Source organism: Hydrogenovibrio thermophilus (assembly GCF_004028275.1).
GTDB classification, from domain to species: domain Bacteria; phylum Pseudomonadota; class Gammaproteobacteria; order Thiomicrospirales; family Thiomicrospiraceae; genus Hydrogenovibrio; species Hydrogenovibrio thermophilus.
The window spans coordinates 1,917,304-1,932,160 of sequence record NZ_CP035033.1; the positions used below are offsets into that span (position 1 = coordinate 1,917,304).

Annotated in this window: 11 protein-coding genes; 2 read left to right on the plus strand and 9 right to left on the minus strand. The window is 51.1% G+C overall.

Annotated elements, in window-relative coordinates; translation table 11 throughout:
• Position 1: 1 nt before the first annotated feature.
• The 5 genes from rfbD to rsmI form a co-directional block, all read right to left on the minus strand.
• Positions 2-877 (minus strand): dTDP-4-dehydrorhamnose reductase, encoded by an 876-nt coding sequence (rfbD, locus tag EPV75_RS08985; RefSeq protein WP_128385159.1) that lies wholly within the window; start codon positions 875-877, stop codon positions 2-4.
• The gene (gene rfbC, locus EPV75_RS08990) at positions 870-1,445 is read right to left on the minus strand and encodes a dTDP-4-dehydrorhamnose 3,5-epimerase (RefSeq protein WP_128385160.1); all 576 of its coding nucleotides are present in this window, start codon (positions 1,443-1,445) and stop codon (positions 870-872) included. The genes rfbD and rfbC overlap by 8 nt, the downstream gene beginning before the upstream one ends.
• An 11-nt stretch (positions 1,446-1,456) precedes the next feature.
• Entirely contained in the window at positions 1,457-2,329 is an 873-nt protein-coding gene (gene rfbA / locus EPV75_RS08995) for a glucose-1-phosphate thymidylyltransferase RfbA (RefSeq protein ID WP_127119414.1), read from the minus strand.
• A 17-nt stretch (positions 2,330-2,346) separates the two neighbouring features.
• Positions 2,347-4,200 (minus strand): glutamine--fructose-6-phosphate transaminase (isomerizing), encoded by a 1,854-nt coding sequence (gene glmS, locus EPV75_RS09000; protein ID WP_127119413.1) that lies wholly within the window; start codon positions 4,198-4,200, stop codon positions 2,347-2,349.
• Between the two features lie 234 nt (positions 4,201-4,434).
• Positions 4,435-5,313 (minus strand): 16S rRNA (cytidine(1402)-2'-O)-methyltransferase, encoded by an 879-nt coding sequence (gene rsmI, locus EPV75_RS09005; protein WP_225972301.1) that lies wholly within the window; start codon positions 5,311-5,313, stop codon positions 4,435-4,437.
• A 171-nt stretch (positions 5,314-5,484) separates the two neighbouring features.
• Here rsmI and EPV75_RS09010 point away from each other — a divergent pair, with 171 nt between their 5' ends.
• Both EPV75_RS09010 and EPV75_RS09015 read left to right on the plus strand, forming a co-directional pair.
• Positions 5,485-7,044, plus strand: a complete 1,560-nt coding sequence (locus tag EPV75_RS09010) for a penicillin-binding protein activator (RefSeq protein ID WP_128385161.1) — start codon at positions 5,485-5,487, stop codon at positions 7,042-7,044.
• The gene (locus EPV75_RS09015; RefSeq protein WP_128385162.1) at positions 7,044-7,403 is read left to right on the plus strand and encodes a YraN family protein; all 360 of its coding nucleotides are present in this window, start codon (positions 7,044-7,046) and stop codon (positions 7,401-7,403) included. The genes EPV75_RS09010 and EPV75_RS09015 overlap by 1 nt, the downstream gene beginning before the upstream one ends.
• A 27-nt stretch (positions 7,404-7,430) precedes the next feature.
• On the opposite strand, the gene EPV75_RS09020 is transcribed toward EPV75_RS09015, so the two are convergent.
• From EPV75_RS09020 to EPV75_RS09035, 4 genes are all read right to left on the minus strand, one after another.
• Positions 7,431-7,658 carry a hypothetical protein gene (locus tag EPV75_RS09020; protein WP_192893977.1) on the minus strand — a complete coding sequence of 76 codons (228 nt, stop codon included), beginning with the start codon at positions 7,656-7,658 and terminating at the stop codon, positions 7,431-7,433.
• Between the two features lie 240 nt (positions 7,659-7,898).
• A complete protein-coding gene (locus EPV75_RS09025; RefSeq protein WP_128385163.1) occupies positions 7,899-8,390 on the minus strand; it encodes a class I SAM-dependent methyltransferase in 492 nt (163 codons plus the stop codon).
• 7 nt (positions 8,391-8,397) lie between these two features.
• On the minus strand, positions 8,398-11,982 hold the full coding sequence (locus EPV75_RS09030; RefSeq protein ID WP_128385164.1) for a UvrD-helicase domain-containing protein: 3,585 nt from the start codon (positions 11,980-11,982) through the stop codon (positions 8,398-8,400).
• A complete protein-coding gene (locus EPV75_RS09035) occupies positions 11,979-14,762 on the minus strand; it encodes a PD-(D/E)XK nuclease family protein (RefSeq protein WP_128385165.1) in 2,784 nt (927 codons plus the stop codon). Before EPV75_RS09035 ends, EPV75_RS09030 begins: the two co-directional genes overlap by 4 nt.
• Positions 14,763-14,857: the final 95 nt, after the last annotated feature.

The following is a 14,857-nucleotide window of genomic DNA, read 5'->3' on the forward strand; positions in this document are numbered from 1 at the left end:
TTTATTTTTCAAGTTCCTTTAAACAGGTTTTTAAGGCATCCCGCCAATAGGGAATTTCCAAACCATATGACTGTTTGATTTCTGCTTTATTCATCAAACTATAATATGGACGGGCCGCTGGCGTCGGATAGTCTTTTGTTTCAATTGGCGAGACCTGGCAGGAATATTTTGAGAGTTCAAAGATGGCCTTTGCAAAATCAAACCAACTACAAACGCCTTCATTTGAATAATGAAATATCTGCGACTCCACCTTAGTCTTTTGGAGAGTTGGATGTGTCGCGATCTGTAAAATAGCATTTGCAAGATCCCTTGCATAAGTTGGGCTGCCAATCTGATCAAAGATAACATTGAGGTGCTCACGCTCTTTTCCCAAACGCAGCATGGTCTTGACAAAGTTATTTCCAAATTCCGAATACACCCAACTTGTACGGATCACAATTGCATTTTCAGGCATATGTTTCAATAAAACCTGTTCTCCCTTCAGCTTCGTAAAACCGTAAATATTTTGTGGGTCCGTTTTGTCTGTTTCTTGATAAGGTCTATAAGCTCGACCATTGAAAACATAATCGGTGGAAACATGAATGATTTTTGCGCCTTGCTGCTTTGTCGCCATGGCCAGCTCTTTGAGCGCTTGATGATTAATCCTATTGGCCAGCTCTTTTTCAGACTCGGCTTGATCGACGGCGGTATAGGCCGCACAGTTCAATAAAACATCAAACTCATAGCCCGACAAAACAGTTTGAATTGAGTCCAGTTGCGACAAGTCCAACTGACTCCGATCGAGAAAGACAAATGATAAATCCGAAAATTGGTTTTGTAGAACCTGCAGACTTTGCCCTAGCTGCCCATTTGAACCGGTTGCCAGCACCTTAATCATAGTAATTGATTCCATATTCAAAACAACTTGCTAAATCCACCAGGCCTGGCTGTTTTTGATCCTTATCAGACAGCTTCAGTTCTTCGGCAAGTAACATCCAGTCAATATTCAACGCTGGATCATTGTAGGCTAGGCCACGATCGCATTCAGGAGAATAGTAGTTATCCACCTTATAGGCAAAAATCGCCGTTTCACTCAGAACAACAAAGCCATGTGCAAACCCTCGTGGAATAAACAATTGATGCTTATTTTCATCATTCAAAATAGCCGTCACTACTTGCCCAAAAGTCGGGCTGCTCGCCCGAATATCAACCGCAACATCGAGCACTTCACCCTCGATCACACGCACTAGCTTGCTTTGTGCATAAGGCGGCAACTGAAAATGCAATCCCCTCAAAACGCCTTTTGTTGATTTTGATTCGTTATCTTGGCAAAAATGAACTCGATAACCAACGGCTTCCTCAAACTTGTCTTGACGAAATGTTTCTGAAAAATAGCCTCGGTGATCACCGTGAACTTGAGGTTTAATTAACACGACTTCGGGAATCGGTTGCTTAATAAATTGCATTAAACCCGCCCTTATTCCGCTCTTTTTAGGAGGTACTGCCCATATTGGTTTTTCTTTAACGGCTGGGCCAGATCAATTAACTGCTGTTTTGAAATATAGCCCATTTCATAAGCAATTTCTTCAATACAGGCCACTTTTAGCCCCTGGCGTTTTTCGATGGTTTCGATAAATTGCGAAGCCTCCAACAAACTTTCATGCGTTCCTGTATCCAACCAAGCATACCCCCTTCCCATGGTTTCTAACTTTAAACGGCGTTCTTCCAAGTACATTTGATTCACCGTGGTAATTTCTAACTCACCACGATGAGAAGGTTTCACTTGTTTTGCCTTTTGAACCACGTCATTTGGGTAAAAATAAAGCCCCGTGACGGCATAATTAGATTTTGGTACTTCCGGTTTTTCTTCCAAAGAAATGACGTTACCAGAATCGTCAAACTCCGCCACACCGTAACGCTCTGGGTCATGGACATGATAACCAAAAACCGTTGCTTTAGAATCTTGCTTAGCGTTTTGTACTGCATTGCCAAGTGTTGTTGTCAGGTCGTGACCATAATAGATATTATCGCCCAACACCAAACAGGCATCATCACCACCAATAAAATCCTCACCCAAAATAAACGCTTGGGCTAATCCGTCCGGTGTCGGCTGTACAACGTACTCAAAACGCATCCCCAACTCCGTTCCATCGCCTAGTAACTTTTGAAAATTTTCTTGGTCTTCCGGCGTTGTAATAATCAATACCTCTTGAATACCGGCCAGCATCAAAACGGACAGAGGATAATACACCATCGGTTTGTCATAAATCGGAACTAACTGTTTTGAAACACCTTTTGTAATAGGGTACAGCCTTGTACCCGAACCACCTGCTAAAATAATACCTTTCATATTTCCTTAAACGACTTTTATTCTACTGTTACTGACTTTGCCAAATTTCTAGGCTGATCCACATCCGTGCCTTTAATCAACGCCACGTGATAGCTCAACAACTGCAATGGCACATTAAACGTGATTGGCGCGGTAATGCGCCCAACATTCGTCGTAGCCTTCACCACTTTCATATTCCCTTGAGAATCGACATCTGCTTGCTCATCTTCGAACACAATCATTTGTCCGCCACGCGCTTTGACTTCCTGAAGGTTGGATTTCAACTTTTCCAACAAGTCATCGTGAGGCGCAATCGCAATCACCGGAATGTGTTCGTCAATCAACGCTAAGGGGCCATGCTTTAACTCTCCGGCCGGATAAGCCTCTGCATGAATGTAACTGATTTCTTTTAATTTTAGAGCTCCCTCCATGGCGATGGGATACATAGTCCCTCGCCCTAGGAACAAAGCACTTTCTTTATCCGCAAAACCTTGCGCAATGGCCTTAATATCGTTTTCATGAGTCAATGCTTTTTGCAGCAGGCCTGGCAGTTTCTGCAACCCGTGAATGATTTTGCGTTCCTGGGTTTCAGACATCAAATGCAACGCTTTACCAAGCGCCGTCACCAGCAAAGACAAGGCGACTAATTGAGTTGTAAAAGCCTTAGTAGAGGCAACACCAATTTCCGGCCCGGCATGGGTTAAGAAGGTTAAATCAGATTCACGCGTCAGGCTGGATTCTGGCACATTACAGATCGACAAGGTGGCAATCGTCTTATCCCCTTTCAGGGCTTTGATTTGTTGAAGGGCAGCAAGGGTATCAGCGGTTTCACCGGACTGACTAATGGTCACAAAAAGCGTATGATCGAGTAGCACCGGATTGCGGTAACGATATTCACTGGCGACTTCCACCTGACACGGCAAACCGATAATGTCTTCAAACCAATATTTCGCGACCAAACCGGCATGATAGCTTGTACCACAGGCAATAATTTGCACCTGCCGAACCGTTTGAAAAATGGCTTCCGCATCGTGCCCAAAAGCCGAAACCAGCATATGGTTTTGCGTAATCCGCCCTTCTAATGTGTCGATTACCGCTTGGGGCTGCTCAAAAATTTCTTTGTGCATGTAGTGACGATGCTCACCCAAATCCACGGAATGCATAGTCAAAGAAGACTGCTTGATTTCTCGAGCGACCTGATGACCATTCACATCATAAACATTGACACTTTCACGGGTAATTTCAGCGACATCCCCTTCTTCCAGAAAGATAAAGCTCTGCGTCACCGGTAATAAAGCAGACACATCCGAGGCAATAAAATGTTCTCCGATACCAACGCCAATCACTAAAGGACTTCCTTTGCGAGCTGCGATTAAAGTATTCGGATATTCAACCGACACTACCCCTAAGGCATAAGCGCCTTCAAAGTGGGTAATGGCTTTTTGCACGGCTTCAAGCAATGTTTGCGATGATTTCAATTGCTCGTGCACACAGTGCGCGACGACTTCCGTATCGGTATCGGAGGTAAAGCGATACCCTTCAGTCAGCTGATGCTTCTTAAGCGATTGATAATTTTCGATAATGCCGTTATGAACAACAGCGACTTGATTATTACAGATGTGAGGATGCGCGTTATTTTCGGCAGGAACACCATGCGTGGCCCAACGAGTATGCGCGATACCAATTTGACCGGAAAGAGGATGTTCGGCTTCTGCGATTTTCGCTTCTAGGCTTTTAATTTTACCCAGTGCACGAACGCGTTGAATAGTGTTTTCAGAATCCAAAACTGCGACACCGGAAGAATCATAACCACGATACTCCAGCCTTTTTAGACCTTCCAATAAAATCGGAACCAGATTCCGTTCGGCGATACCGCCCACAATTCCGCACATAAATTCGCTACTTTTTCTTTTTTATTTGCTCTAACAGGGTGTTACATTCACGTTTTTATTTAGTGGAACATAATACCTTATCCGAGCACTTTTATGGGCGATTTATGCGGTTTTTAACAGCTTCAATAAACATTTTTTATCCTAAAAGGTAATATGTTACACAGCTGTAAATAGTAAACAAAAATACGAAAAATTCTTATTCACCCTCTTTTGAAGAAAACATAAAGAAAAATACTAGTTTTTTAACTCTAAAACCGACTGATACACCACTTTCTTTTTCAAACCGTAAACATCCGCCACGATTTCCGAAATCTGTTTCACCGGCAACGATTGTCCCAGCAATATTTGAATCAAATTTTCCGCTTCCGAACTCAGCGCCGAGGCATCAACCTCCACCACCGCACGGCCCGACAAAATCAACACAAATTCACCACGAACTTTATCGGGATGTTGTTCAAAAAAGGATAAAACCGCTTCAACACCACCGGAAACAAACGTTTCGAACTGCTTCGTCAACTCCTTGGCAACGACCATTTCCCGGTCCGAACCAAACACGTTTTTGAAAGCTGCCAGACTTTCCAACAACCGGTGCGGCGATTCATAAAACACCATGGTTCTCGGTTCAGCCAACAACGCTTCTAACGTGTGTAAACGCTTCTGTTTTTTCGCTGGCAAAAATCCCTCAAACGTAAATCGGTTAGTCGGCATCCCCGCCGCACTCAAGGCCGCAATCATCGCGGACGCTCCCGGTACTGGCTCCACTCGCACCTGCGCGTCACGCAATAAGCTCACCAAATGATACCCCGGGTCACTGATCAACGGAGTCCCGGCATCGGAAATCAACGCGCCTGTTTCGCCTTTTTCCAAGCGCGCCAGCAATTCGTCCCGCCGTTCCAGTTCGTTATGGTCATGCAAACTGATCAAAGGCTTATTCACGCCATAATGCTGCAACAGCTTTTTGGAATGGCGCGTATCCTCCGCCGCCACCCAATCGACGGCTTCCAACACCTCCAACGCGCGCAACGTAATATCCTTCAAATTCCCGATCGGCGTCGCAACAATGTAAAGGCACCCCGACATCGCATCCTGGGATTCTGTCATTTTTTCAGTCATTCATTATTTACCTGTTTCGCCGTGACGTCTGCCGAACACATAAGACTTCATCATTCAATCCTTTCGTGACGGTCATGACATTATCAATCTCAACGTAATCCGTTATAATGGTTGCAATATTTCATCGCGACCATTTCATACAGACATTTAACTTGGGCCATTCTAACCAAAATGCTTAAACAAATCGCTTTCATCTCCGTCCTTTTCTTCCCAGTTTTATGGCTGTCGAGCTGTAGCACGCCGTCCAAAAAAATCGAAACCGTCGAAAAGGTCATGACCGACCCGAAAAGCAGCGCCGCCGAAAAGCAAGCCATTCTGCTTGAACTGGAAGACGCGATTCGCGATGCCAAAAAGCGCCAGGCCTGGCCAGATTATATTCAATTGAGCCAATCGCTATGGCAAAAAGTCGGCCCATCGGATCAACTCGCGATTGAATACCAAGTCTGGTCCACTTTGAAACAACTGCCGCCGAAAACCCTGGCCCAGTTACAAGCTCAGGCGGAAACCGACCAAAACATTGAAATGCTCGATTGGCTGGCGCTGGTGGAAGCCACGCAACAACGCCCGATTTGGCAAAAACAATCCCTGCAAGACCTGGCCGAGTTCAATACCGGCGCGTTTTACAACGAGCATTTGCTAGCCCAATTACAAACGCGCCTGGAACACCCGGTTCCCGTTAAACATGTTGCTGTGCTCCTGCCGTTCAGCGGGCAGTACGCCAACATCAGCGAACAGATTCGTGACGGCATCCTGAAAAACCACTTCGCGCACCAGCGCGACACCATCATTCGTTTTTACGACAGTTCGGACTTGAACAATCTCCAACAAACCTATTTAAACGCCGTTCACCAAGGTGCCGAATGGGTCATCGGCCCGCTCACCAAGGAAGCCGTGGAAACCTTAGCCGCCTTGAAACCAAACAACCTTATCGCCTTGAATCACGTCGACCAAAGCCACGTCAGACAATTCAATTTCAAATCGGAATCCGAAGCGTATCAAATCAACCAGAAACTGCAATATAACAATATGAAGCGCATCGGCATCCTCACCAGCACGGCCAATTCCGACGCCGCTCTGGCATCGCAAATTGCCGGGCACTGGAAGCAAACCGACGGCCATGTCGCGGTGCTCAAAAGTTACCCGACCAAGAACCCGAATCTGCGTAAAGCTCTCGGCAGCGTCATCAACGAAACCAACAGCCAGGCTCGCAAAAACAACCTCTACTGGCTGTTCCGGGAAAAAATCGAATTCACGCCGCGTACCCGCCAGGATTTGGATGCCATCGTATTGGTCGGCAACACGCGCCGCCTGGGCGTTTTCAAACCGCAGTTCAAATTTTTCGAACTGAACCTGCCAATTTATGGCACCTCGAAAATCACCCCGGCTCAGCTGGATAAAACCCCGGCCAATCGCGACCTCAGTGATTTGATTTTCCCAACCATGCCCGCCGCACTTAAACCGACGCCGCTCAACACACCGTTTGAGGCCTTCGGTTGGGACAGCCTGACCATTGTCATGAATCAAGACAACCTCGCGCCCGGCGTCTGTTTAAACAACGGCATGACGGGAAGACTCTCCATTCAGGAAAACGAAATCGACCACGACTATGTCTGGGGAAAATACAGTTCGGCCGGCCTGGCTGAAAAAGCGCCCGATATCCGACCGTCCAATACTCCGGAAACACCGCTGGAAGAAACCGGCTCCGACACATTGGAAACGGCACAGAACTGATGGGCTGGTTCAGCCAGAACAAAGGACGGCAAGCGGAACAAAACGCCAAACATTGGCTGAACCAACACGGTATTCAAATCCTCGCCGAAAACCATCGCTGCAAAGGCGGTGAAATCGACCTCATTGGACTGGATACCGACAACACCTTGATTTTCATTGAGGTCAAAGCGCGTCAGAACCGCAATTATGGCCACGCCACCGAGTTTGTCGACACCCGAAAACAACAGCGCATCCGGCGCTGCGCTGAAGCCTTCCTGCTTCAACACAGCGATTACCAAAACCACGCCATGCGCTTTGACGTCCTCGCCTTTCACGACAACGCGTCAGACGCGCCGGAATGGCTGCAAAACGCTTTTTAGCGACGGCTTTTTGTAGAGCAAGTTAGGTTACTTTTCCACCACCAAACGCACAAAACGGTCATTGCGATAGCTCAAACGGTCCACCAACTTGAAACCGCCGAGTTCCAACATATACACTATGTCATCCGGGTGATAACGATTGTGCTCCTGAAAATGCTCGAACGCATCTTCCAAGTCCGCCACAGTGGTGTCATCACCCCAAACTTGGGTTTCAGTATAACGGTGCTCCAAATAGTCTTCGAGTGCAGTGAACAAAACGGTATGCTGCTTTAGAAGCGGCCCAAATTTCACAAGTCAAGGCAAGGTTTGCAGGTAATGGCTAGTCCTTGGCAAAAACCGTAACGCAGAATTGTGGGATTTGGGCGCTTCCCTTCGGGCGAGCCAGGAAAACGCTCTCTGCGTTGTTACGCCCCTTATAAAGGGCATGCCATTCACTGCGGCGCGTGCCTAGCAGAAAACATTTTCCTGACTCGCTAAAGTGCCATACCGTTTTGATCACTGCACTGGCGGCTGTCGCACCACATCCACCACACACAAGCGACCGCCCGGTTTCAACCAATCGTAAGCCGCTTTGAACATCTTGATCGGCTGCGTCAATTCATGCACCACCATATTCGCCATCACCATCGACACGGAACCCGGCGCAATGTCCGCCTGCGGAAGATTCAAATCGTCTTGGACGAACCGGGCATTGTTCGGCAACTCAACGGTATGCTCCAGCATATAAGGCGCCGCTTCCAACCCAATGACCACCGAATCGGGATAACGCAACGCACAATCCCGCACGAACTGCCCGATGCCCGCGCCCATATCGACAATGCCATCGCTAGATTGATGGTTCGCGGCCACCGTCGCTTGCCAAAATTGCCAGAAATCGTCATCATGACGTCGGTCATAACTGTTGGCAATGGCCTGCCGGGCTTGAGAACCATTGCCACCATGATGTTTTAAAATTTGTTGTTGCGTTTTTTCAATGGACACACTCATCTCATTTTCACTCTTCCGGTTTGACTTCCACCCAGGCATCCAGCACGGTGAAATACAAAATCCACTTCTGCGGCCGCTCTTCCATGGCCTTAAACAAATCGCCGTACCGAGCCAATTGCGGTCGGTAAACGGCCACCTGCTCTTCAATAAACACTTTTCGATACGCTTCGGACGCCTCGGCTTCCAACCAGCTGGTTTTATAATCCACAATCCAGCGAACACCTTGGTCATCGACAAAGGTGCGGTCGACAATGTGGTTCGCCTGCCCGGCCTCGCTGATCGAACTCAACGCCAGCTCCACCGCCGACTCGACATGCGACGGATTCAAAGCCCAAATCAGCGATTCGTTGTGGACGGCATTTTGCAATGAGCGCATGACTCGAACCATAGCCGTTTCCAGCAATTCGCCGTTCAACCCATCTTGCGACAGCTGGTGCCGATACAAGGCGTCATAGCCGGTTAATTCCAACTCTGTCGGTACGCCCTGGGCCACCCAAATTTCCAGCATTTTATGCACAAAGTTGCCGACGCTTTTCGCCAACAAAGCGGCTTGCCAGTTCATGCGTTCCGCGGCGGCGTTAGAAGTGGCATTCGCCAAGACTGAAGCCTGTTCATGCTCGCCCGTTTCATCGTCCTGCAACAACGGTTCCGTCGCGCCGCGCTTCAACCAATCCGGCATCGCCACCGCGGATGAGGCAAACCCCGTTCGCATCAACGGCAATCGGCTCACCTTCGGAATAATCGCGCACTCTTCAACGGCTTCCTCCGAGGGCGCATAGCTCGACAACAACGTCTCAAATTCGGCCTGTACCTGCGGCCACAAACAATTCAATAAGCTTTTGCCCGGCGGTGCCAAGGGCTGGTCACCATCCAATTGTTTGGCCGACACCATTACCGACCCCAGCAAATGCAAACGGCGCTTGGCCCGCGTGGCCGCCACATAGAACAAACGTCCCAATTCGTAATCCTGTTTCACGCTGTCGGTGCGTTTAATCAAATTCACCAGGCCGGGTGAATTGCTGGCTTGCGCGGCCTTGCCTTTTTGCTCAAAGGGCGCAATCACCAAGCGGTTATCATCACCGTCCGTGCCTTTAAACGACAGCCAGGACAGCAAAGTGTTGTCGTCCGAACGCGGCTTACGCCCCAGGCCTGGCAGAATCACGGTATCGAATTCCAGCCCTTTGGATTTATGCATGGTCATCAACTCCACCCGGCCGCTTTCCGGCGAAGCATCCGGCAGGGCAAACAGTTTTTCCAGCGTGTCCGCCAATCCGGCCGCAGTCAACGCCTGGGCGTCATTTTGCGTTTGCAAGGCATTGAGCATCATCCAAAACGCCTCGACATTCTGCAACGCCAGTTCCGATTCCACCGTCTGAGCACCGTCCAATTCCAACCAGGCCTGACGCACCACCTGCTCCAACCGGAAGGACCCCATCGACTTCAAGGCTTTATCCAAAACCGGCCAGGCCTGCGCCAAACGAGCCTGACCGGGTTTCGACAATTTCGACCAGGCCTTTATGCCCTTTAGGGTGTGGTTGTTTTCGTCACTGACCGCCGCTTGCAGACTTTGCCAAACCGGAGTCTGATAATAATCGCCGTTTTCGCCCAACAGCGCATACAAATCGGCCAGTGACAAACCGACCAGCGGCGAACGCAGCAATGCAATCCAAGCCGGGCGGTCGCCCAAGTGCAGCAATGCACGTGTCAACGCTTCGCAATCCTGAATTTCCTGACGCTCTTTCAAGCCTTCTAATTCCAGCGCCCGGAAACGAATGCCCGCTTGTTTTAAACGCACCGCAATCGGCATCAGATGCGAACGACTCCGCCCCAGCACGCCAATGGCCGCACCCGGCTTCAAGTCCGGCAAGGTGGTTTGGATGATGTCGACCGCCGCATCGGCTTCCTCTCCGGCCGAACGCTCCAAGGCCCATTCCGCACGCACCGCCGGTTCGGCGCTATCGGAAAAGGCGGTCGCCGGGGAATAACACACGGCGCCCTGCTCGATGACGCTGTGTTTCGGAAACACCTCGGCAAAGGTTTGATTGACCCAATCCACCACGCCCTGAGTGGAACGGAAGTTCACCGTCAGACTCAACGGCGTCAGCGCCACCTGCCCCAAACGCCCTTGCCAGGCCTGGAGGAAATTGCCCACTTCCGCCTCACGGAAACGGTAAATCGACTGCATCGGGTCACCGACGATAAACAGGCTGTGATTGTCTTCGGCAGTCCAACCGGCCACCAGTTTTTTCACCAATTCATACTGCGCCACACTGGTGTCTTGGAATTCGTCGATAAGCAAATGCTTCAAGGTGTAATCCAGCCGTTCGGCCAAATCGGTCGGTTCCAATTCGGTACCGAGCGCTTGCGACGCCGCCTGCGCCACTTCAATGAAATCCGCTTCGCCCTGTTGCTGGAACGCCAGCTTCAAGTGCGCCACCGCACGGCGTAGCAACGCAATCAAATGCCGCAGGCTTTGCCATTGGTCATCGTTATAGCGCCCGTCCGGCAGTTGCCGCAACTCATGCAACGCTAGTGCCATATCGCCGCGCAAATCGGCCAGGACAAAATCCGACAAGGCGTCCAGAAACCCGTCTTTATTGGCTTTGTTTTCGCCTTTTCCGGCCGGAAAGCCCTGCGCTTTATTAACCGTTTTTCGGCAAGCCGGGTCGCTTTTCGTGAGAATCCAATCGCCCAGTGTGCGCCAAACCGATAAATCCGTTTCCGACGATAAAACAACCCCGGCCAAACGTTGCAATTGTGGCTGCTCATTGCCCGCGGCAAATTCGGCGTAATCGCATAATGCCTGCAATTTTCCCAGGCCTGACGACAGTCGCTGCACCGCTTGTTGTTGCTCCTGCGCCACCAACAAGGCCAAGGCATTTTCCAATTCGGCCCGCTCCGCAGCTTCATCCTCGGAACCGTATTGCAAGAGTGCGCCCATCCATTGGTCGCGCTTGGCCAACATCCCCACCAACAGGTTTTCCGCGGTGCGGAAAGAGCCGTTCACCAGCCGCAACAAGCTCGCCACCGCTTCGCTGGTCTGACTGTCTTTCAACGCCTGTCGCGCGGCGTGCAAATACAGGGTTTCCGGCGACGCCGCCATCTGCGGCTGAGTGCCGAGTCGCGACAACAGCGGCATTTGTTGCACCAGATAACCGTTCATGGAGTCGATGGTGCGAATCCGCAAGCGATTCGGATTATCCAGCAATTGCCAACCACGCTGTGCGGCATTCCGCAAAGCGGCTTGCGCCAATTGCCAAGTATTGTGATCGTAAAGCGAGGCCGTTTCCGGCAGAGGTTTCTGGCCGTCGGCCAAAGCTTCGAAAATCCGCTCGCGCATTTCGGCGGCGGCTTTTTTGGTAAAGGTCATAGCGACAATCTGTTCCGGCGCCTCCACCTGTGAGAGCAACGCCAAAAAGCGCTGGGTCAGCAAAGCGGTTTTCCCGGAACCGGCCGGTGCCTGCACAATAAAAGAACCTTGCGGGTGAATCGCTTGATAACGGGCTTCGCCATCCGGCAAGGCCGTGTCCAATTGCACCTGCGCCAAAGGGTTGATTGGTGTGTTTAACGACGCGCTCGACAATGCGTTCATGCATCCTCCTCCGAGCCTTGCCAGCCGGCTTTCGCCAACTGACTTTTCACTTCCGGCAGTCGCAACGCCAAAGCGCCGGCGGCATAAGCCAAATCCTTTTCATCGCGGAAGGTCATTTCCGCACGGCCCTGCTGAATCGATTCGGCCAAGGCTTCGACTTCATCCCGTAAGCCGTTCAGGAAATCGGTCCAGGTGACACCTTCATAATCGCCGCCCTCTTTTCCCGATTCTTTGGCAAAGACCAACTGCGAGCGGTCTTTCAACATGACGCCGTCATCGGCCACCAAAGTATTGAACCGAACCCCGTCGTCACTGTGGAGGATGCCATAGCCCAAACCGGCCACCGCATCCCGGTAAGCGTGCAGATACACCGCCAGCTGCGGCGCTTCAATCGGCTCTTTCAATAGGTCTTTGACGGAGGCTTTGCCGGTTTTGTAATCGAGAATGACCGACACGGCTTCGCCGCTGTTTTCGCCTTCCTCGGCCAGCACCGCATCCACCCGGTCGATTTTGATTTTGAATTCAATGCCGGCAATCGTCGGCGTATGGACTTCTTCAAACGCCACTACCTTAAAGCTGGGCCGCTGTTTTTCCAACGCCAGCCAATTCATCAGCAGCTCGGTAATGCGTTCTTTTTCCAAGGCCAGATAATGGTCGTCGAACTGTTGCATCAGCGGCTGCATCGCCTCATCCAAAAACGTGTGCAACTTGGCGACAAGGTTGTCGTCGTCCAAGGCCAGCAAGGTGTTTTGGGTTTGCACGTCACGCCAAAAAGCTTCCAATACCTCATGCACCAAGGTCCCGAGATGGTTGGCGCGCATGCCCTCGGCCACGTCTTCCAATTGCTGACGCGCACCCAGCCGGAAATCGATAAACGCCATCAGCGGGCACTTGTTCTGCGCCGTCAAAATCCCGGAACCGCCCGGCGCACGTTCGCCCAATGGAACCGGCGGCGCTTGCGCGTCCTCTTCCCATTCAATCGGAGCGGCTTGTTGATATTGCGCAACGGCCAGGCTGCGATAGTCGCGCGCCGGATACGGTTCCGCCATCGCCAGCGACGGCAAATTCAACAACGGCGATGGCAAAGCGACACGATCTTCCAATTGCGTGGCATAAGACCAGACGACCTGCTCGGCCGATGCCGCCAAACGACGGGTGATTTTTTGGGCGTACTGCAACTCGCGCTGGGCATCGGCGCGCGGCACGGCCCGTTCGCGTTGCATCGGCATCGGTAGGAAGGGATTCGGGCTGGGCGGTCGCGGCCAGGCTTCGTCGGTCAAGCCCAAAACCCACAAGGCATCAAAGGTTTGCCCGCCGGCTTCGAGCATCCCCACCACCTGAATGGGGACAACATCTTTGGTCTGGGGTTGATGCACGGTTTCGGCGACAAAGCGTTTCAGCAAATTCAGCCAGGCCTGGGCGTTTTGCGCTTCGTCGCCCAAATGCAGTTGCGAAAAGCGGCCGAGACATTCCAAAAACGCTTCTTTCTGCTGGGTTTCAATACTGGTTAAGGCGCGCTCCGGGCGTGAACCGCCCCATTGGAATTGCTGCAACACCCGTTCTACCCGCTCCAGAAAAGCGTGCAATGACAGGCGCCCGGTGTATTTTCGGTCAGAAGACTTGGCAGATATTTTTTGCAGCACCGTCATCAACGGCTTGGGCAAAAGGGTCGGCCAGTGGTTTTCCTGCTGTTCCAGCCAGGTCACCAAATTCGGCCATTTGAAACTGGCCCATTGCAGTCGCCGCAATTGGGCATCGGCTTTCTGTCGCTGAGGTAAGGCCCCCAGGGTATAGGGCGACACCAGCCAGGCCGACCAGTCGGCGTAGCTTAAGCGTTTATCCGGCAAAAGCGCCAGGTTCAACGTTTGCAAGGCATTTTGCACAATCGGCGTGTTCGCCAAGGATTCGCCGAGCGAGACGTTATACAACACACGGCGCCCGGTTTTTAACGGCAATGCTTGGCCGAAGCGTTGAAACAACACCTCATCCAATAACGCACTGAACCCTTGTTGAATGTCGTTGAGGTTCGGCGCCACCACGCCGATGCGAATATCTTTGGCCGCTTTGGTTTCACCGAGGCGTTGCAGGGTTTCCGCGCACCAAAGCGCCGCTTGTTGCATTTCGTCCTGGGGGTTCATGGCGGCGTAACGCCTCTGCTGCCGGGCCGGAGCCTCATCCGCTTCCGCGATCATGACCTCATTGCCGGCTTCTCGCAGTCGGTTCATCCATTGCTGCATAAACGGCGTGATTTCGTCAAAGCCATGCAAAACAAAGCGCGCCGATGTCACCGGACGTTCCTGTAACCAACGCAAGCGCCATTGCATGGTCAAGACATCGTCTTGCCAGTTCTGTTCTTTCAGCCGCTTCTGGTAATCGTCTTTCAGAGCCAAAAACAAACGCACTTCATCGGTTTGGAAAATTGTTTGTTCGTCCTGGTCATCGAAGTATTCCGACCAAAAGCACCAGGCCTGGTAGAGTTGTTTGGCGGTGGCCGTTTCGTTCAGCAACGCCAATTGCGGCTCGGCTTGAATCTTGTCGTCCACCAGGGACTCCCAAATCAATTGAGCCTCAAACGCCGACAAGCGTTTGGACGGCCAAGCGTTCAGCGCCAAGCGCCCGCTCAACAAAGCCTCTTGCTCCCATTCCTGCCACCATTGGTTCCAGGTCATCACCGCCGGGGTCTTCGCCACGGATTGCGTCGCCCACTGGTCGGCCAGCAAGGCTTGCTTCAAAAAGCCGGTCAAACGGCTGTTGGCGGTAATGTGAACAGTTGGCATCATGAAGAGATCGATATCGCTTTTCAGTCAATTGGAATCAAACCCAAAGGATACCAAAAATTACGATGGGAGGCGGTCTTTTGGCGGCAGATTACTGT

Coding starts and splice junctions, on each gene's coding strand:
- rfbD (WP_128385159.1), bottom strand. CDS start 877: ATGATTAAGGTGCTGGCAACCGGTTCAAATGGGCAGCTAGGGCAAAGT.
- rfbC (WP_128385160.1), bottom strand. CDS start 1,445: ATGCAATTTATTAAGCAACCGATTCCCGAAGTCGTGTTAATTAAACCT.
- rfbA (WP_127119414.1), bottom strand. CDS start 2,329: ATGAAAGGTATTATTTTAGCAGGTGGTTCGGGTACAAGGCTGTACCCT.
- glmS (WP_127119413.1), bottom strand. CDS start 4,200: ATGTGCGGAATTGTGGGCGGTATCGCCGAACGGAATCTGGTTCCGATT.
- rsmI (WP_225972301.1), bottom strand. CDS start 5,313: ATGACTGAAAAAATGACAGAATCCCAGGATGCGATGTCGGGGTGCCTT.
- EPV75_RS09010 (WP_128385161.1), top strand. CDS start 5,485: ATGCTTAAACAAATCGCTTTCATCTCCGTCCTTTTCTTCCCAGTTTTA.
- EPV75_RS09015 (WP_128385162.1), top strand. CDS start 7,044: ATGGGCTGGTTCAGCCAGAACAAAGGACGGCAAGCGGAACAAAACGCC.
- EPV75_RS09025 (WP_128385163.1), bottom strand. CDS start 8,390: ATGAGTGTGTCCATTGAAAAAACGCAACAACAAATTTTAAAACATCAT.
- EPV75_RS09030 (WP_128385164.1), bottom strand. CDS start 11,982: ATGAACGCATTGTCGAGCGCGTCGTTAAACACACCAATCAACCCTTTG.
- EPV75_RS09035 (WP_128385165.1), bottom strand. CDS start 14,762: ATGATGCCAACTGTTCACATTACCGCCAACAGCCGTTTGACCGGCTTT.